Genomic DNA, 18,681 nt, shown 5'->3' on the forward strand with positions numbered 1-18,681 from the left:
TAGACTTGCAATATTACGGATCAATTGCTGCGAAAAATCAAAATTTTATCGGTCTTCCGGATACCATGAAAATGGCTTCATCCGCCTGCTTTGCAATAAGCTGGTTGGCCCATCCCTGCAGGTCGGCAAACTTTCTTCCCAGTTCGGTATCTGCATGCATGCCCATTCCGATCTCATTGGAGATGATGATGAATATACCGGGACGTTTTTTGAGCAACTGGATTTCCTGTTCAATCACAGACAAACACTGATCGGTATTGCTTTTCGTGTCCGTAAAAAGATTGGTGAGCCAGAGCGTAACGCAGTCGATCACCACCACGCGGTTGTCGAGGGGAAGGGAAGCGAAATGTTTTTCTTCTTCGAGATTGGTCCAGCGTTCATCGCGGTCCTGCTGATGACGGCGGATGCGATCTTTGAAGTCATTGTCCCAGATCCTTGCTGTGGCGAGATAGATGGGATTATTGCTGAGGGCCAGCGCTATTTCCTGTGCGTATCGGCTCTTGCCGCTGCGGACCCCGCCGGTGATGTAAATGATTCGGTTAGCGGTTGTCATGCCATGCGTGTTTTTCCCTGAAGAAAACATCTTTCTGTTTCAGTTCCAGCAGGCAGTTGCGGCAGAGGCAATCGCCATAACGTGCTTCCAGGAACGATCTTTCTTCCTGATCGAGTGCAATGCCATAGCATTGGCAATGGGTTACATCGCCCACTTTACATTCAAAGCCTGCTTCACAGCGCGGGCATTTTTTTGCTTCATGCTTGCACATAGGCTTTACCGGTTTGAAAGAGTGAGGCAGTTTTATGACGAAGCTGATCGGGAACGGAAAAGAACTGAGGATGAAAACAGGCGGCCAGGATCTCAATACCATCCACCAGTGTTCCGGCGCTGGGTTGTGTGAAAAGATCGTAGTCGGCAATATGAACGGCTTGCTCTTTCACGGCAGTAAGATGCTCCCATCCGGGTTTTTGTGTGAGGAGATGCAATTCTTCCCGACTTCTTTTAACATCAAAACCGCAGGGAGCGATCACGAGCACTTCGGGATCATAGCGTAGGATCTTCTCCCAGGGAGTAACGATACTGTCGCCCGCCGGATTGGAAAGCATATCGATCCCGCCTGCATAAGCCACCTGGAAGGGGATCCAGTGACCGCAGTTGTATACGGGTTCGATCCATTCCATGATCATCACACGCTTTGGAGCAGCGCGATGAGCGCGGAGTGTATCGATGATAGTATCGATGCGTTGTTGTAGTTTGGCGAGATATGGATAGGCGGCTTCTTCTGCGCCCAATGCAGTGGCGATAGTAATGGCTGTTTGAAAAACATCCTGGAGATTGTTCGGCGTGAGCGCCACCAGTTTCGGTTGTTTATCAAGGTTAGCCACTGCGGCAGCGGTACAGGCAGTATCGATCTGGCAGACCTCACATACATCCTGCGTGAAGATCACATCCGGTGCGATCTCCTGCAGGGCTGCCTCATCCACATAGTAGAGACTTTTGCCCTGTGCTTTGGATGCGGAGAAGATCCTGTCAATTTCGATACTGCTGTATTGCTTGCCTTCCAGCACACAACGGACCACTTTTCTTTTTTCGGCCAGCGCCTGTGGCGGACATTCAAACGTGATGCCCTGCAAGAGATGTTGCAGCTGCATATCGTAGATCATCTGCGTGGCGGCGGGAAGAAAGGAAGAGGCTGTCATGTTGCTGTATTGAATGTGTTGAAATTAATGTGCAGGTCGCAATGCACTGTACCTGCGTTGCAGCAGTTCAAAACCTCCGAACAGGATCCCACTGTACACAAGTGTACCGATCAGGAAATTCCTTTCGTAGGGAATGGCTGCTACCAGGCTGGTGAAATAGCCGGCCCATGTTTTGGGATACATGCTGTTCTCTATCATAAAGCAGCCGGGGCTGGTGCCGATCCAGTGGATCAGTGTGGCGGCCAGTGATGCAATGATGATATTGCTCACCGTCACTTTGCGGATGATGAATTTGGCGGCCACTGCCATTAGTGCATAAGAGATATAGGTCCAGTAGAAACCTTCGTAAAAGAATCTCCATTCATTGTAATAAACAAAACGGTTGAGGATGATATCACTCATCCAGAGTGTGAGTACAGGGAAGAGCACCGATTTGGTCCTGTTGTTGAAATAGGTCCCACCAAACAAAGCCATTGCTCCGAGTGGAGTAAAAGTGGCGATGGGGTTCATGGGCGCTTCTGCACTGAGGAAGATCCTCATCAGCGCAACCACTACCATAAAGGCGAACAGTACTGTGTTGCGTGGATTGAATTGTTTCAATGACATGAGTGTTCTTTTTATAGTTTATAACCTGACTGCTACACCGGCAATGAAATTGGTGCCGAGTGTGCCATAACCCAATACTTCCTGGTATTTGGCATCAGTGATATTCTTTACGTCTGCAAATATACGGAGACGATTGTTCCACAGTTTGTATTCTGCGTAGGCATTCCAGATGGTATAGCTGTTCAATGGCACCATGATCTGCTCATAGTTCGGAGGACCACCGAAGGAGAAGTCGTACCGTTTTCCATAAGTGTATACATTGCTGCTCACAAACAGGTTCTTCGTTACCTGGTAACCGATGGTAGCGCCGAAAGCGTGTTTGGGCCTGCGTACGAGGTTGTAGTAACTGCTGTCTTTTCCATTATTGTCGGTAGTCACCTTGCCATCAACATAGCTATAATACAATTTGATGTTGAGGTCTTTGGTGATATTGATGGATGGTTCGATCTCGAGGCCCTGGTCTTTTTGTTCGTTCAGGTTTTCGTTTCGGTTATTGATCCAGGTGATCACATCCTTGATATGCCTGTTGAAATACACAACGCGTGCTTCCAGTACATTATCGATGAGCGATGCCTGTGTACCGATTTCCCAGGTATAGGATTTTTCCGGTTTCAGTTCAGGGTTGCTGCCCCAGAGTCCGTAGAGTTCGTTGAGACTGGGCGCTCTGAATGCAGAGGCGAGGTTTGCAAATACTTTCACGTTCTTATTGATAAGATAAGAAGGGTTGATGCTGTAAGTGAAATGATTGCCGAATTCGCTGTGGTTATTGAGCCTTGCACCCGCTTCCAGGTAAAAGCCGCTGAGGTCTTTTACGAAAACAGAGAGATAGGGACTGAGAATGGTAATGTCCGGATTTTTGTTTTCGATGGTAGTATCTAGCAGTTGCTGGATGCGTGCATCGAAGCCTGCCAGCACCTGTACTTTGTCATGCACGTCATATTGTGCGAATGCTTCAGCCAGCTGTGCTTTGCCCCTGTAGGCGAAGCCGCCGGAGATCCTGTCTACATCATCAAACTGGTATTGGGCGGTTACCTGTCCTTTTTTGAACTTGTAATTCACCTGGGTTCCTGCTGTGATGAGTTTGCTATCGTAGTTATTGGTTTTTGAATCGAAGAAGGAGCCTCCGTCGAAATCACCACCGATGGCGGCATAACGGAAGAAAGGTTTTACGCGGAGGTTCTCGATGATCTCGCCGTCGAGGTTCACATTTACGGATTTCTGGTGGAAGCCATCTTTATCGAAAGTCTTGATGGCGGCAGTGTCCAGCGCTTCAGAGACGCCTTTCGTTTCAAAATGGGTGAACCCGATATTGTAACGGAGTTTATCGTTTCCTCCGCCCATTCCGGCATCAGCCTTGATGGTATTGTAGCTGCCCATGGCATAGCTGCCGTACACTTCAGCAGGTTTGCCTTTGGTGCCTTTGCGGGTGATGATATTGATCACACCGGCAACTGCGCTGGAGCCATACAGAGTGGATTGTGCTCCTTTGAGGATCTCGATCCTTTCGATCTGATCGATGGGGATCAGTCGCAGATCAAATGCGCCGCCGGTTCCGGAAGGGTCGGCCAGTGGAATGCCATTGATGAGGATTACGGTGTAATTGGAAGTAGCGCCGCGGAAGAAGATCGATTTGTCTTTTCCGGGATTGCTGGTTGCGCCGTTCACTACCATGCCTGTTTGCTCGGTGAGCAGTTGAGCGAGGTCTTTACCGGTGCTACGGTCCAGGACAGTTCTGTCCAGCACGGTGATCACTTTTCCTGTTTCAGATGCTTTGCGTTCGTACTTGGAGGCTGTTACCACCACTTCATCCAGTTGTTTCCTGGAAGTGGAGTCTTGCGCATTGGCATACGTTGCGGCCAGCAATGCGGCAAGGGAGAGAAGTTTTTTGTTCATGCTCATAGTTAGTTTACTATGAGCCTTCGGAAATTCATTACAGAAATGAAATGTGAGGCAGCGCGATGAAGCGCTCATTTCATCCCGGCTTTTCACCCGAAAGCTCGTTGATGTGATTGAAACATAACTGGCAGGTCTTCTGGCTCGTTACCTGTTCAACACCTTCCCATCGAAAAAAGACAGTGGTATGAAGATTGAACAATGATGCAGCGGGGTCGAAATACTGCATCTGCAACTTACAGCTACGGGGATAGCACCGGAATTGCACCGGTTTCCCTTTTAATCCCGGGACCTTTCGGGTCCGGGAAACCAATTATGGCTGCAAATGTACTCCTGTGAATGAACTGCACAAAAACTATTTACTAACGGGTGTTATTAGACAGCTGGCAGTCGCTCGCCTCCGGCGAGTGACTTTTATTTAGTCGCCTCCGGCGACGCGGTGTTCGCCGGAGGCGAACAAATAGAACTCACTCGCCGGGAGGCGAGCGACTGCCAGCACGCTGAGCTATTTCCAACTGTATCTCAACGTGAGGCCTCCGAAATAATTTACTCCAGTTGCGCTGTTGAAATAGCGCCCACCGGCGGCATTCACATCGTTGCCCAGGCTGTATTCGGTGTTGAAGAGATTGTCTGCTCCCGCGTAAAGATCAAAACTGATATGTGCGTTGAATGCCTTTCGCCATCCGGCCCTGGCGCCGGTGAGTTGATAAGAGCCTGCATAATCTGAGTTTGAATCGTTCAAGGCCACAGGATCACTGTAGAAGAAAGTAATATTAGTATAGAGGCCAGGCTTGGTATTTACATCCAATCCGGCAGCCACTGTGTGAGGGGCAACACCGGGCAATGCCTTTCCGCCCAGATCGGTATTCACTCGTTTGAAATTACGATAGCGGAAGAAGTACCAGGTATGACTGGCCCAGAGCTGTATGCTGGAGAGAAAACCAGGTTTTTGGGGGACGAAAAGATAACGGGCCTGTGATTCGATGCCTTCCTGCCTGGTGCTGCCTGCATTCTCGAAATAGTCTGCACCGCTACCATCCCTTCGCTGTACGATGGCCTCCTGCAATTGATAACGGAATGCATTCACTTCGATATACAATGCATTATTGAACCAGTTGTTTTTTATGCCTGCTTCGTAATTCACGCCATGCTCGGCATTCAGACCAGTATTGATCTCGGTTGTGCTGGGCAGTACTTCCTGTGAAGTGGGGGGGGAGAAGCCCTGGCTCACACTGGCATACAATAATAACTGCGGAACCAGTTTCTGTGAAACGGCCACGCGAGGGGCCCATTCATTATTGTAAGTTCTCTTTTGAACAGGTAGTTCGGGTGAGGATAAACGTTGGATGCTGATGCTGGATTTATTACTGCTCACACCGGCCTGGATGGTAGTTCCTGTTTTGAATTGCAGTTCTGCCTGTGCAAATACTGAGTAGAGCCAGTTGTTGATCTCGTCATCGGTTTGCAACGCAGCCGGGTTGCCGCCATTATTGGCGAAGGTTTTGGTGTTGAAGAATCCGCGTTGCGCTTCTGCGCCTGTGAGAACGGTGAGACGGGTTGCGTTACTGATCTCCTTACGCCAGGTAAAAACCGAGCGGCCGCCAAAATGTGGTTCAGATCTTTTTTCATAATTCCTGAATGTGGGATTCTTCAGTATGCTGAAAGCTCCGTATACAGTGGTTGTGTTTTCAAAGACCTCACTGAATGCATAATTATGTGTGATGCCGGCGAGGAAAGTCTGCTGCCGGATACTGGCCTTTGCCTGGTCAGCGCCGGGGAACATGCCTGCTGCAGGCCGTGCCCCGCGTGGATTGGCGAGGTATTCGGATTTGGTGAGGCCGCCGGGAGTTTGGTAATAGAGATCGCCGTAAAGAACGGAAGTTTGCAGACTTTGCCGCTCATTGAAGCTGAACTGCGATTCCCAGCAGGCCATATCCCTTCTGAAACTGGTGTGATCACGGTAACCATCACCCGACTGACGGGAATAACTGAAAATATTGTTGCGGTCTGTATCGCCTGTTCTGATCTGTGCATTGAGGTTGAGCATCCCGAAACTGCCACCGCCATAGCCGATCTCTGCCCCGGCTTTGAAATCATTGGTCCGGCTGTTCAGCAGCACGGCGCCCCCGGTGCCCGCGCCATACAAACTGCTGGCTGGTCCGCGCACGATCTCCACCTGCCTGATATTATAGAAACTGAATTGATTGAGGTAGGTACTTCCGCCAGGATCAGTGAATGGAATGCCATTCCAGTATACTTTTACGTTACGCACGCCGAAGGGCGACCGGAGGCTGCTGCCGCGGATATTCAGGCGGTAACTGCCGGGTGATCTTTCCTCCATACGCACGCCAGGCGTGGCATTGATGGCAGGCAACAAACTCATATTATTATAACGCTCCAATTGAGCGGGCGTGATCACGCTCACGGCCATTCCGGCTTCCTTCAACTGGCGGTTTTGTCCGAATGCACGGACCTCCACCTCCTGTAATGTTTTTGCGGAATCTTGCGGGTTGCCCGTCTGTGCTGTAACATATGAAATGGAGCACCCGAGGATCAGAGCTGTAACAACGTGTTTCATATTGGAAAGGATAACCGAATTTACGTTAAAATGAACGGCAAATATTTTTTATCTTCCAAACATGAAGTCTTCCAAACTTGGTTTATTCGATCTGACCATGATCGTGATCGGCCTGGTGATTGGCATGGGTATCTTTCGCGCGGCCACTGATTCCGCCAAAGATGCACTCACACCGGGCATTTTCTTTGCGGGATGGATTGTGGGAGGATTGGTAGCATTGTGCGGAGCCCTTACCTATGCCGAGATCGGTTCAAGGCATCCTGTAACCGGTGGCTACTATAAGATATTCTCTTATGCGTACCATCCTTCGCTGGCCTTCTCCATCAATTGCATCATCCTGGTGAGCAATGCTGCATCGTTGTCGGCTGTAGCCCTGATCGGATCAGGGTATATCAGCCGTGTGCTGTTCAACCAGCCTGCCACGGACACCACCAAAGTGATCATCGCCATCATTGCTATCGTGATCTTCTATGGCGTGAATCTCATGGGGTTGAAGATGAGCTCGCGAACGCAAAATGTATTGATGCTGATCAAGATCAGTATGGTATTGTTGCTGATCGCTGCGCTCTGCTTTCCTGATCTCTACGTGGAACCGGCGCCGGTAGTAGCTCCTGCGGCGGAACATTCCTGGGGCGATTCCATTCGCTCCTTCGGACTGTGCCTGGTGGCTATTTCGTTTACCTATGGAGGTTACCAGCAAAGTATCAATTTCGGACATGAGGTGAAGAACGCTTCGCGCAACGTGCCGAAAGGGATCTTCATCGGCATCACTACCATCATTGTACTTTACCTGGCCGTGAACTTCAGTTATTATAAACTGATCGGGTTCGAGCAACTCAAAACCACCAATGAAATTGCGTCGGTAGTGGCGGAGAAGATGTTCGGGCCTACTGGCTCAACGGTGTTCTCCGGGTTGCTCTTCCTTTCTGTACTCGCCTACGTGAATGTGCTGCTGATGAGCAATCCCCGCGTGATGTATGCTATGAGCGATGATGGTGTGCTACCTCCGATCTTTAAAAAACAAACGGCAAAAAAGGAAGTGCTGCTTACATCGCTCACTGTGTTTGCTGCTACCTGTATCATTGTTCTTTTCTTTGCCAAAACTTTCAACGAGATCCTCAGCTTCACCATCTTCCTGGATTGCTTCGGCATGGCCATGTCTGCCGGCGCCATCTTCAAACTCAGGAAGCGAACCAAACACCTGGACGGAACCGGCATTTACAGTATGAAGCTGTACCCCTTATTGCCCATCATCTTTATTCTTGCTTATACTTTTGTGGGTATCAGCATTGCTATAGACAAACCGAAAACAGCAGGTATCGGCATAGGGGTATTGCTTACTTTTATGGTCTTGTATTTCCTGATGGGCAAACGCACCAAACAGGAAAGCGACTGATCAAACCAATCACCATGTTACCACCAGACATTTCTTATATCCTCAATGAACTGGGAGAAGACAGGGAAGACTATTTCAATGCTGTTGCTCCTCCCATTTATCAAACCAGCAATTTCGCATTCAAATCGGTGGCGGATATGCGAAGGGCTTTTGAAGATGAGTTCAACAACCTGATCTACAGTAAGGGGATGAACCCAACCGTCAATATCCTGCGGAAGAAACTGGCGGCGCTGGACAATGCGGAAGAATGCCTGGTGTTCAATAGTGGTTCATCCGCCATCTTCGCTTCGGTTTTTGCGAATGTGCAGAGTGGTGACCACATAGTTTCAGTAAGCCGGCCTTATGGCTGGGCGAAGAAATTATTTGATGAAGTGCTGCCGCGTTTCGGTGTGGCAACAACGTATGTAGATGGCAGGGAGATCGAAGCATTTGAGCGGGCCATTCTTCCATCTACAAAGATCATTTACCTGGAATCCCCGAACAGCTGGGACTTTGTATTGCAGGACCTGCGTGCAGTGGCCGACCTGGCGAAGGCAGAAGGTATTATAACAATTTGTGATAACAGCTACTGCACACCGTTATTCCAGCGTCCGCTGGATTTCGGGATCGACATGAGCCTGCAGTCCGCCACCAAATATATCGGCGGCCACAGCGATGTGGTTGCGGGCGTGCTTACCGGCACGCAAACAATGATGGACCATGTATTTAACAATGCCATGCTGAATGCCGGCAATGGGATTTCTCCATTCAATGCCTGGCTGTTACTGAGAGGCTTACGCACGTTGCAGGCGCGTCTCGACAGGGTTTCAACCACTACGCGGATAATGGTTGAATGGCTGAAACATCATCCCAAAGTGGCGCAGGTGATCTTTCCTTTTGACCCCTCCTTTCCTCAATATGAATTAGCTCAAAGACAAATGAGCGGTGCCTGCGGCCTGGTGACCATTGTAGTACATGCAAAAAAAATGGAAGAGATTGTAACCTTCTCAGAATCGCTGCGACATATTCTCATGGCAGTTAGCTGGGGAGGTCATGAAAGCCTGGTGATCCCGCGTTGCGCATCCCTTCAACCCGAAGCCTTCGATGCCTCCGATCCGGAGCACCGGATGCTCCGTTTTTATTTCGGGCTGGAAGATGCGGAATACCTGAAGTCCGATCTGGAACAGGCTTTTGCTAAAATGGTTTAACAGTAATTTTTTTCGCACTTTGAACCGTAGCTTGTAATTTGGTGGTTACCAGCTCCCCGACCGCTTATCAAAAAACAGGCCCCCGGCCTCTCATTACAATTACATTTGTTCTATGAAGAAATGGAAACTATTTCTGACTGTTTGTTTGCAAATTTGCCTCGTATCAGTTTCGTTCAGCCAGGATAAGTGGGATCTCAGAAGATCTGTGGAATATGCTCTGGCCAATAATATTTCGGTGAAACAAGCCGATGTGCAGGCACGCATTGCCGCTCTCAACCTGAACCAGTCCAGGCTTTCGCAGATACCTACACTTGGTTTTGATGGCAGTCTTGGTTTGAATGCAGGCCGGACACAGAACCCTTTTGACTTCAGTGTGATCAATGAAAGCAATATCTCTGGTTCATTCAGTTTGTCAAGCTCCGTTACATTATTCAATTGGTTTCGCATCCGGAATACTGTTGCGGCCAGCCGGCTCGAAGCTGAAGCCTCCAAAACGAATATCGATAAAGTAAAGAATGATATCTCTCTCAATGTAGCAGCAGCTTATCTTCAGGCGCTTCTCAGTAAAGAGCAGGTGAGCGCCAGTGAGCTGCAGGTGAAGCTCACACTCGCACAATTGGAGAACACCAGGAAACTGGTGATTGCAGGCTCCGTTCCGGAACTGAATGCCGCTGAACTGGAAGCTCAACTGGCCCGCGACAGCGCAACTTTGGTGGGTGCACAACAAACTGCCGCAGTGAACCTGCTGCAAATGCAGGCTTTGTTAAACCTGGATGCGGCACAACCATTCGATATCGTTGCGCCTCCTGTTGAACTGATCCCTGTTGAACCCTTATCTGAGCTTCAACCTGAATTTGTGTTCCAGCTTGCAATGGCAAACATGCCATTGCAAAGAGTGAATCAGTTGCGCGTGGAAGCCGCCAATAAGAATGTTGCAGCCACCAGGGGCGCCATGATGCCGACCCTCTCTGCATATGGCAGACTTGGAACGGCCTACAACAATAAATTGCAGGAAGTATACGGAAGAACTCCCTATGCCGGAGTTGATTCCTCTGCCTTTGTAACCATCGCTAATCAAAACTATAAAGTGTATGCTCCATTTGTTGGCGTTAACAACCTGGTGAGGAACCCCAGCTTCTTTTCACAAATGGATAAGTCGTTCGGGCAGTCGATCGGTTTATCGCTTTCTGTACCAATTTTCAACCAGGGCCAGCTGCGCACTCAGCATAACCGGGCAAAACTTGATCTGCGCAATACAGAACTGCAACAGGAGCTGGACAATCAAACGCTGAAGCAGGACATATACAAAGCATATACTGAAGCCACTGCTTCATTCCAGAAATATATCGCAGGTATCAAATCTGTAGAAACATCGCAGAAAGCATTCGATTTCGCTACCAAGCGGTATAATATCGGATTGCTCAATACAATCGATCTGCTGACCAATCAGAATAATCTGTTCAAAGCCAAAATAGACAAGCTCACTGCCCAGTATGATTATGTATTCAAACTGAAAGTACTGGAGTTCTATAAAGGCCAGGGCATCAAATTATAATTCGCAACTGCCGGTTAACAGCAAAGGCTCGCCGGCCCCCAACCAAACAGTTACAATCATGAAGAAGAAAACCTTGTGGATAATCATTGTCGGGATCATCGTGATCATTGCATTGCTCGCATTGGGCAGCGTTTTCAAAAAAGATGAAGGCCTTAAAGTGGCGGTGGAAAAAGTGGAGGCGAGGACCATCATCGAATCAGTGAACGCGAGTGGAAAAGTGTATCCCGAAACTGAAGTGAAAGTGAGTCCGGATATCTCAGGTGAGATTGTGGAACTGAATTATGAAGAAGGCGATAGCGTTAGGAAGGGAGCTGTACTGGCCCGTATCTATGCAGATATCTATTCTACACAACGCAACCAGGCTGCTGCTGCTGTTGATATGGAACGTGCCAACGTTGCAAATACACGCGCGCAATTACCAGGCCTGAAATCCGCTGTGGAACTGGCTCAGCGCGCTTATGACCGCCAAAAGCAACTGGTGGCGGAGAAAGTGATCTCCGCTTCTGAATTTGAGCAGGCAGAAAACAGCCTGCGTTCCGCTCAGGCTAATTACAATGCAGCCCTGCAAAACGTAAAGAGAGGAGAAGCCAGTATCCAGGGCGCACAGGCCAACCTGGCCAAAGCCGATAAAGACCTGGGACGAACTGCGGTTGTTGCTCCCCGTGATGGTGTTATCTCACTCATGAGCGTGAAGAGAGGCGAGCGCGTAGTGGGAGCAGGTATGATGGCCGGTACGGAAATGATGCGCATTGCAGACATGAGTGTGATTGAAGTACAGGTAGACGTGAGTGAAAATGATATCCCGAAAGTAAAGCTCGGAGATTCTGCCCTCGTGGAAGTGGATGCTTATACCAATCGCAAATTCAAAGGACTTGTGACCAAGATCGCCAGCAGCAATACCACAGCAGCTTCAACCACCGCAACTACCAGCAATGACGTTACAAACTATAAAGTGCATATCCGTCTCCTGGCAGATTCTTACAGCGATCTTACCGCCAACGGAACCCGTTTTCCTTTCCGTCCCGGAATGAATGCCAGCGCAGATATTCAAACCACTACCAAGAACAATGTGATATCTGCAGCCATCAATGCCGTGACCACCCGCAAAAAAGGCAGCGATGATGTGGCTGACAATAAAAATGAAGACAAAAAAGAAGAAGAAGGTCTGCAGGAAACAGTGAAAGCCGGACTTACCAGCGATTTGGACGAAGTGGTGTACGTATTGCAAAAAGACAATTCTGTAAAGAAAGTAAAAGTGACCACAGGCATCCAGGACATGAACCATATCGAGATCCTTTCCGGCCTGAAAGCAGGGGACTCCGTGGTTACAGCACCATATAATGTAGTGAGTAAGCTCCTGAAAACGGGGACCAAAGTAAAAGTGGTGCCGGCTGATAAGTTGTTTGAAGCAAAGAAGTAAGCAGTCATTTACTTACATTTGCCGCAAATAACTGATTCATGCGATTGGGAATCATCGGAAGCGGAAGCTGGGCTACTGCACTTGCCAAAATACTTACGGACAATAAGAACCCGATTGGCTGGTGGGTGCGCTCTGAGCATATCGTAACTCATATCAAACACCGCCGTCATAATCCTTCTTACCTGAGCAGCGCCTATTTTGATGCAGACCTGGTAGACCTCAGTACGGATGTAAATAAAGTTGTTGCAGAAAACGAATATATTGTTATTGCCGTACCATCAGCTTATATCATCGATACATTGCAGCCGCTGCCTGAGAATGCCTTCGAGGGAAAAAAAGTGATCTCTGCCGTGAAAGGCATCATCCCACAAAGCAACCTGTTGCTTAACGACTATCTGGCGCAACAGTTCAACGTTGATATTTCAAACTATTATACCATCATGGGCCCCTGCCATGCAGAAGAAGTTGCGGCTGAAAAGCTGAGCTATCTCACTTTCTCAGGAACAGATGCTGCATTAACCGAAAAGATCGCGGCCAGGTTCAATACAGAATACCTGAATACTGTGGTGAATACCGATGTGGTAGGTGTTCAGTATGCGGCAATCCTGAAAAATATCTACGCACTGGGTGCAGGTATTGCTCACGGACTTGAATATGGCGATAATTTCCTCAGCGTACTGATTGCGAATTGTGCAGATGAAATGGCTGTATTTCTCAAAAAAGTAGGTATTCAACGAATTGAAGTAGGCGTGCATGAAGGGCAGGACCCGGTTACGCACCGCAAAACACCCAACTACGCCGCTTCTGTATATCTCGGCGATCTGCTGGTAACCTGTTACTCATTGTTCAGCAGGAATCGTACCTTTGGTAATATGATCGGGAAAGGATATTCCGTTCGTTCAGCACAGCTGGAAATGAACATGGTGGCGGAGGGTTACAATGCTGCCAAATCCATTCACCTGATCAACAAAACTGTAGGGGCTGAGATGCCGATTGCAGAATCGATTTACAGGATCCTTTGGGAAAATGTTAAACCTTCAGTTGGGTACAAACAAATTGAACAGGAACTCGTCTAATTTGTAAAAGCATATTATGCCACTATCTTTTCAATCATTTGGTGTTGCAGGCATCCTGATCATGATCGGGATACTCAGTATTGCCGAGCTGGTGAAACACCTGAGAAGAAGGCATCAGCATCACTAAGGAAAGTTTGTGTTAAATCATAAGAAGCGGTCCACAGGTTTGTGGGCCGTTTTATTTTGGGTTCGCCCAGTCGCTCGCCTCCCGGCGAGTGACCTGTATTTCTTCGCCTCTGGCGAAGGATCGCCGGAGGCGATCAAATAAAAGTCACTCACCGGGAGGCGAGCGACTGGCAGCACTCTGCTACTCCGGCTCATCCCTGAAAAGATCGGCAGCAATGCCATCTGCAAAGAGTTTGCCCTGTTGGGTTAAGATCAGATGATCATCTTCTTCTTTCATCAATCCTTCACGAATCAATCTTTCACTCAGTTTGCGCAGTAACGAAGCGGTATTGGGATCACTCAACCTTGTTACAATATCGAGGCTCATTCCTTCAATGGTACGGAGAGAAGTCATGATATACTCATTCAATCTTTGTACCGGCGTGAGCGTTTCCTTTTCAAATGGTACAGTTCCATTTTTCAATGCCTGGATATAAAGCGCATTGTTGGCAATATTCCATTGCCGGTTGGCGCCATCATAGGAATGTGCCGAAGGTCCGAGACCCAGATATTTCTTGCCTTCCCAGTAAGCGCTGTTGTGCTTGCTGCGCCTGCCTGGCAGGGCGAAATTGGAAATCTCGTAATGATCATAACCAGCAGCCCTGAGCCATTCCATCAGTTGAATGAATTGCCGGGCCTGGTCTTCAGGGTTCACCGCTTCACGTTTATGTGTGCGGATCATAGTTTCCAGTGCTGTCTTCGGTTCTACTGTGAGGGCATAGCAGGAGATATGCGGAATGCCCATATCGATCACCCTTTGTACATTGGAAGCCCATTTTTCATCTGTGAGGCCGGGGCTTCCATAGATAAGGTCGATGGTGATATTAGGAAAGAATGCCAGCGCCAGCTTTAGATTATCGATCGCCTGCGTTGCGGTATGTGCACGGTTCATCCAGCGAAGATCTTCTTCATAAAAACTCTGGATGCCGATGCTAAGGCGATTGATGCCGGCATCCTTCCAGGATTGAAGGCTAACGGGGTTGATATCATCCGGATTTGCTTCCAGTGTAAACTCTGTATCGGGATGAATGGAAAAATTTTCGCGGAGTGCATTCAGGACCCTGTTGAGGCTTTCTGCATCCAGGAGGGATGGAGTACCGCCACCGAAGTAAACTGTTTCCACCGTTTCTCCCGCCAGAAATCCCTGCTGTAGCGGGATCTCAGCCAATAAACCGTTCAGGAATTCGTTCTCCAGTCCCCTGCTGGTGGAAAAATGGAAATTGCAATAATGACAGGCCTGCCTGCAAAAAGGAATATGTATATAGATGCCTGCCATATTGTTACGGATATTTTAGCGAATATTACAGTTCAAAGGTAGCTGACAAAGCATTAAGTGAAAAAACTCCGTTTACAAACGATATTATTCCTGCTTTTCGCCTGGCCCATGGCCGCAGGCGCACAATATGTGCTACGTATCATTCCTGTAGACCGCAATGATTCCTTTATCAGGGACAGTCTGAAACTGCAAAGCAATTTCAAGGACCGGCAAAAATGCGAAGAGTATGTACGAAAGATCCCTGCTATCCTGCAGCAGAGGGGATATCCGGTTGTTTCGGTTGATAGTGAGCGTTATGATTCAACGGAAGCCACCATTGAACTTTATGTAGGTGCTTCGCTCCGCTGGGCATATCTCAATACAGACTCTATCGATAAACGCATCCTCGATGCCGTGGCCTGGAACAGGAAGGATTTTGAGTACAAACGGATAGACATGCTGAAAGTGCAGGAATTACAGGAGAAGATACTGGACCACCTGGAGAACAGCGGTTATCCGTTTGCGAAAGTACTGCTGGACAGTATCGGATTGCAGGGGGAGGAATTCTCAGCTATGCTGCGCGTGGAGAAAGGGCCTATGTATAAGATCGACAGCATCCGGAACAACGGGAAAGCCAATCTTTCTTCCAATTACCTGCAACATTATCTCGGCATCCTGAATGGAAGCATCTATCAGAAAAAGAAACTGCAGCTGATCAGTCAACGATTGCGGGAACTGCCATTTGTGGAGGAAGAGCGCCCCTGGGACCTTACCCTGCTGGGCGAAGGATCTATCCTTAACGTATACCTGAAACCGAAAAAGAGCAGCCAGGTGAACGTGTTGATCGGTCTTCTTCCTGATAACAACAATAACGGCGCAGCGCAAAGCAGCAAGCTGCTGGTAACCGGCGAAGCTACTGTGAATCTCAAGAATGCCCTGGGAGGAGGGGAGCTTATTGGCCTCAACTGGCAGCAGATACAACCGAAATCGCCCAGGCTCAACCTCGCCTTTCAGCAGCCCTATCTTTTCAATTCTCCGTTTGGGATGAATGCGGCTTTTGATCTCTTCAAAAAAGATTCCTCTTTCCTCAATATCAGCTTTCTTTTGGGTGCGCAATACGCTGTATCCACCGGCAATACAGGATCTGTGTTCATTCAGAATACCCGCAGTAACTTGTTGACAGTAGACACCAATGCTGTGAAGAATGAAAAAAAATTACCACCCGAAGCCGATGTAAGCGCCGTGAACCTGGGCGTGAACTATGAATGGTACAATACCGATTATCGCTTCAATCCGCGGAAGGGCACCGATCTGTTCATCAGCGCTTCTGCCGGCACCAGGAAGATCCGCAAGAACAACGTGATCGTAAAACTGAAAGACCAGAGCAATCCTGAATTCGATTACAATTCCCTCTACGATACTTTCCAGTTGAACTCTTACCAGTTCCGCGTGAAAGCCGTGGCTTCGCAATATTTCAAGCTTACCAGAGTGAGTACGCTGAAAATGGCTTTCAACGGTGGCTGGTTCCAGAGCCCGGACATTTTCCGCAATGAGCTGTTCCAGATCGGGGGCTATAAGTTGCTGCGTGGTTTTGATGAAGAAAGCATTTACGCATCTTCATATGCGGTAGGAACTTCAGAATACCGCTACCTGTTAGGACAGAATTCTTTTCTTTTTGCGTTTATAGATTTCGGATGGGCCAGGTCAGACAGCAGGAACATCAAAGTCAACAATACGTTTTTGGGAACCGGTATCGGCATGGCATTCGAAACAAAGGCAGGTATATTCAATATTTCCTATGCAGTAGGGAAGCGGGATGATACCAAATTCAATCTAAGACAAGCCAAGATACATTTGGGGTATGTGAATTATTTTTAGTGGGCCGATTCTTTTATTTTTGCACACGCAACAACCATTAGTGAAAAAAAGTTTAGTACTTCTTACAGGAATTTTACTGATCGCCGTACTGTCATTTGCCCAGTCTAAAGGCGATTCAGTAGTACCTCTCAAAGACACTGACAAACCTGCCCGTGCGGTAAAGGTAGATACGGGCCGCAAGGCTGTTACTGCTGGGAAGAAAGCTTCCGATTCACTTCGTCGTACTGCCATCACCGATACCACTAAAAGAAAGCAGGCTCCCAATGTTGCAGATACCTCCCGGAAACGGACAGTAAAGTTCGATTCATCTCAGATCAGTAAAGATACTGTTCCTGCTGTGGTGGTTAAAGCCAGTCCTCAGCAACTGGCAAGGATCAGCCGGTTCCAGGATGCACTGCGTGGTCATCCTTATTTCAATTTCTTTGGCAGGGCCATTGCCATGCCGGAATTGGAAAAGAAAAAAGAAGACAAGGACACCCTTTTTTACTTTATTGCGGGCCTCTTGCTATATTATGCTTTGATTAAAGTTTTCTTCCGGAAATATGTGGACAATATCATGACCCTCTTCTTCCGTGTGACCATGCGGCAGCAGCAGATCAGGGACCAGATGTTGCAAACGCCACTGGCTTCGTTTTTCCTGAATCTTCTCTTCCTGGTGAGTGGCGGCATGTATATGGTGTTGGTTGGAAGATATTATGGAGTGAAGATCACAGAGAACGACTGGCTGTTGCTCGCATATGGCGCAGGATTGTTGCTGGCAGTGTATTTGGGCAAATTCATCCTGCTCAAACTGGCTGGCTGGATTTTTAATATCAGCGCAGCTACCGATACCTATATTTTCATTGTGTTCCTGGTGAATAAGATCATCGGAATTTTACTGCTGCCGGTGCTGGTACTGATGGCCTTTCCATACCCTGCAATGTTCCCTGTTGTGCTCACACTCAGCTATATAATGCTGGCTCTTTTCTTTGGTTACAGGTTCATTATCAGCTATAAGCCGATAAGAAACGAAATTAAAGTAACTCGTTTCCATTTTTTTCTATACCTTTGCGCCTTCGAAATAGCACCCCTTTTGCTGATTTACAAGGTGTTATTGGTTTTTGTGGAAAGAAGTTATTAATTTTGCAAATCCATACGTAACAAATATGGTTAAGAACGGGGCTAAAAACGTTGGTGATAACACGATTAGGAAAATACTAATCACACAACCCAGACCTGAGACCGATAAATCGCCGTATTTCGAGTTAGCGAAGAAATACAGTGTTTTGTTGGACTTTCATCCTTTTATCAGGTTGGAGGGCGTTCCTGCAAAAGATTTTCGAAAACAGAAAGTTGAGATCTCCAATTTCTCCGCTGTTATTTTCACCAGCCGAAATGCAATCGACCACTTTTTCAGAATTTGCGAGGAAATGAAAGTGAACGTATCGCAGGATACGAAGTACTTCTGCATTACTGAAGCTGTGGCATTGTACCTGCAGAAATTCATTCTCTACAGAAAACGTAAAGTGTTCTATGGCGCCGATGGCACCAATAAGAGCATGTTCGACGTAATCAACAAGCACAAGGAAAATGAGAAATTCATTTACCCTGTGTCTGAGAACCAGCAGGACAATGAGATCGTGAACTGGTTGAAGAACAATCGCTGTGAATTTGCGAATCCCTTTATGTACCGCACCATCAGCAATGATGTGAAAGAACTCTTCAGTAAGAATAATTACGATATCATCTGCTTCTTCACGCCTAGCGGTGTGAAAAGTTTGTTCGATAATTTCCCCAAGTTTGAGCAGAACGGTACCCGTATCGGCGCTTTCGGAAGCAATACTTCCCGCGCTGCTGAAGATGCCGGACTGGGCGTTGAGATCAGGGCTCCGCAACCACAGGCTCCTTCCATGGTAGCCGCGCTGGAAGCATACCTTAGCTCCGCGCTGAAGAGAAAATAGATCCATCCACTGGCAGAAATATTGCATGAGCATTGCA

Annotated in this window: 15 protein-coding genes and 1 riboswitch; of the genes, 8 read left to right on the top strand and 7 right to left on the bottom strand. The window is 48.0% G+C overall.

Going from position 1 to position 18,681, the window contains the following annotated elements; all coding sequences use genetic code 11:
* Positions 1–37 precede the first annotated feature (37 nt).
* The 6 genes from D9Y29_RS12560 to D9Y29_RS12585 form a co-directional block, all read right to left on the bottom strand.
* Positions 38–553: a bifunctional adenosylcobinamide kinase/adenosylcobinamide-phosphate guanylyltransferase gene (locus D9Y29_RS12560; protein ID WP_127128592.1), complete on the bottom strand. Its 516-nt coding sequence runs from the start codon at positions 551–553 to the stop codon at positions 38–40.
* On the bottom strand, positions 540–764 hold the full coding sequence (locus D9Y29_RS12565; protein WP_127128594.1) for a cysteine-rich CWC family protein: 225 nt from the start codon (positions 762–764) through the stop codon (positions 540–542). The genes D9Y29_RS12560 and D9Y29_RS12565 overlap by 14 nt, the downstream gene beginning before the upstream one ends.
* Positions 751–1,695 carry an ABC transporter substrate-binding protein gene (locus D9Y29_RS12570; RefSeq protein WP_127128595.1) on the bottom strand — a complete coding sequence of 315 codons (945 nt, stop codon included), beginning with the start codon at positions 1,693–1,695 and terminating at the stop codon, positions 751–753. The genes D9Y29_RS12565 and D9Y29_RS12570 overlap by 14 nt, the downstream gene beginning before the upstream one ends.
* Before the next feature lie 24 nt (positions 1,696–1,719).
* Positions 1,720–2,301 (bottom strand): DUF6580 family putative transport protein, encoded by a 582-nt coding sequence (locus tag D9Y29_RS12575; protein WP_127128597.1) that lies wholly within the window; start codon positions 2,299–2,301, stop codon positions 1,720–1,722.
* A gap of 18 nt (positions 2,302–2,319) precedes the next feature.
* Entirely contained in the window at positions 2,320–4,194 is a 1,875-nt protein-coding gene (locus D9Y29_RS12580; protein WP_164735389.1) for a TonB-dependent receptor plug domain-containing protein, read from the bottom strand.
* A gap of 112 nt (positions 4,195–4,306) precedes the next feature.
* Positions 4,307–4,523, bottom strand: a riboswitch (cobalamin riboswitch).
* 176 nt (positions 4,524–4,699) lie between these two features.
* The gene (locus tag D9Y29_RS12585) at positions 4,700–6,772 is read right to left on the bottom strand and encodes a TonB-dependent receptor (protein ID WP_127128601.1); all 2,073 of its coding nucleotides are present in this window, start codon (positions 6,770–6,772) and stop codon (positions 4,700–4,702) included.
* Between the two features lie 61 nt (positions 6,773–6,833).
* Here D9Y29_RS12585 and D9Y29_RS12590 point away from each other — a divergent pair, with 61 nt between their 5' ends.
* The 5 genes from D9Y29_RS12590 (at position 6,834) to D9Y29_RS12610 (ending at position 13,406) form a co-directional block, all read left to right on the top strand.
* On the top strand, positions 6,834–8,168 hold the full coding sequence (locus D9Y29_RS12590; protein WP_127128603.1) for an APC family permease: 1,335 nt from the start codon (positions 6,834–6,836) through the stop codon (positions 8,166–8,168).
* Between the two features lie 14 nt (positions 8,169–8,182).
* Complete coding sequence (locus D9Y29_RS12595) at positions 8,183–9,355, top strand: trans-sulfuration enzyme family protein (RefSeq protein ID WP_127128605.1); 1,173 nt, start codon at positions 8,183–8,185, stop codon at positions 9,353–9,355.
* Positions 9,356–9,467: 112 nt separating this feature from the next.
* Positions 9,468–10,910, top strand: a complete 1,443-nt coding sequence (locus tag D9Y29_RS12600) for a TolC family protein (RefSeq protein ID WP_127128607.1) — start codon at positions 9,468–9,470, stop codon at positions 10,908–10,910.
* Positions 10,911–10,968: 58 nt separating this feature from the next.
* The gene (locus D9Y29_RS12605) at positions 10,969–12,330 is read left to right on the top strand and encodes an efflux RND transporter periplasmic adaptor subunit (protein WP_127128609.1); all 1,362 of its coding nucleotides are present in this window, start codon (positions 10,969–10,971) and stop codon (positions 12,328–12,330) included.
* Positions 12,331–12,368: 38 nt separating this feature from the next.
* Positions 12,369–13,406 (top strand): NAD(P)H-dependent glycerol-3-phosphate dehydrogenase, encoded by a 1,038-nt coding sequence (locus D9Y29_RS12610; RefSeq protein ID WP_127128611.1) that lies wholly within the window; start codon positions 12,369–12,371, stop codon positions 13,404–13,406.
* Positions 13,407–13,713: 307 nt separating this feature from the next.
* Here the strand turns inward: D9Y29_RS12610 and hemW are convergent, their stop codons facing one another.
* Entirely contained in the window at positions 13,714–14,847 is a 1,134-nt protein-coding gene (gene hemW, locus D9Y29_RS12615; protein ID WP_127128613.1) for a radical SAM family heme chaperone HemW, read from the bottom strand.
* Between the two features lie 57 nt (positions 14,848–14,904).
* On the opposite strand from hemW, the gene D9Y29_RS12620 reads away from it, so the two are divergent.
* From D9Y29_RS12620 to D9Y29_RS12630, 3 genes are read left to right on the top strand one after another with little or no spacing between them, the layout of a single operon-like run.
* Entirely contained in the window at positions 14,905–16,704 is a 1,800-nt protein-coding gene (locus D9Y29_RS12620; RefSeq protein ID WP_127128615.1) for a BamA/TamA family outer membrane protein, read from the top strand.
* 40 nt (positions 16,705–16,744) lie between these two features.
* Complete coding sequence (locus tag D9Y29_RS12625; protein ID WP_127128617.1) at positions 16,745–17,824, top strand: DUF4271 domain-containing protein; 1,080 nt, start codon at positions 16,745–16,747, stop codon at positions 17,822–17,824.
* A gap of 25 nt (positions 17,825–17,849) precedes the next feature.
* Complete coding sequence (locus D9Y29_RS12630) at positions 17,850–18,644, top strand: uroporphyrinogen-III synthase (RefSeq protein ID WP_127128619.1); 795 nt, start codon at positions 17,850–17,852, stop codon at positions 18,642–18,644.
* Positions 18,645–18,681: the final 37 nt, after the last annotated feature.

The sequence above is a fragment of the Pseudoflavitalea rhizosphaerae genome, assembly GCF_003991355.1.
Classification (GTDB): domain Bacteria; phylum Bacteroidota; class Bacteroidia; order Chitinophagales; family Chitinophagaceae; genus Pseudobacter; species Pseudobacter rhizosphaerae.

What these genes read in the sequence shown, in the direction of transcription:
- hemW (WP_127128613.1), bottom strand. Translation starts at nt 14,847, where the DNA reads ATGGCAGGCATCTATATACATATTCCTTTTTGCAGGCAGGCCTGTCAT.
- D9Y29_RS12610 (WP_127128611.1), top strand. Translation starts at nt 12,369, where the DNA reads ATGCGATTGGGAATCATCGGAAGCGGAAGCTGGGCTACTGCACTTGCC.
- D9Y29_RS12595 (WP_127128605.1), top strand. Translation starts at nt 8,183, where the DNA reads ATGTTACCACCAGACATTTCTTATATCCTCAATGAACTGGGAGAAGAC.
- D9Y29_RS12560 (WP_127128592.1), bottom strand. Translation starts at nt 553, where the DNA reads ATGACAACCGCTAACCGAATCATTTACATCACCGGCGGGGTCCGCAGC.
- D9Y29_RS12590 (WP_127128603.1), top strand. Translation starts at nt 6,834, where the DNA reads ATGAAGTCTTCCAAACTTGGTTTATTCGATCTGACCATGATCGTGATC.
- D9Y29_RS12600 (WP_127128607.1), top strand. Translation starts at nt 9,468, where the DNA reads ATGAAGAAATGGAAACTATTTCTGACTGTTTGTTTGCAAATTTGCCTC.
- D9Y29_RS12605 (WP_127128609.1), top strand. Translation starts at nt 10,969, where the DNA reads ATGAAGAAGAAAACCTTGTGGATAATCATTGTCGGGATCATCGTGATC.
- D9Y29_RS12565 (WP_127128594.1), bottom strand. Translation starts at nt 764, where the DNA reads ATGTGCAAGCATGAAGCAAAAAAATGCCCGCGCTGTGAAGCAGGCTTT.
- D9Y29_RS12575 (WP_127128597.1), bottom strand. Translation starts at nt 2,301, where the DNA reads ATGTCATTGAAACAATTCAATCCACGCAACACAGTACTGTTCGCCTTT.
- D9Y29_RS12570 (WP_127128595.1), bottom strand. Translation starts at nt 1,695, where the DNA reads ATGACAGCCTCTTCCTTTCTTCCCGCCGCCACGCAGATGATCTACGAT.
- D9Y29_RS12580 (WP_164735389.1), bottom strand. Translation starts at nt 4,194, where the DNA reads ATGAACAAAAAACTTCTCTCCCTTGCCGCATTGCTGGCCGCAACGTAT.
- D9Y29_RS12630 (WP_127128619.1), top strand. Translation starts at nt 17,850, where the DNA reads ATGGTTAAGAACGGGGCTAAAAACGTTGGTGATAACACGATTAGGAAA.
- D9Y29_RS12585 (WP_127128601.1), bottom strand. Translation starts at nt 6,772, where the DNA reads ATGAAACACGTTGTTACAGCTCTGATCCTCGGGTGCTCCATTTCATAT.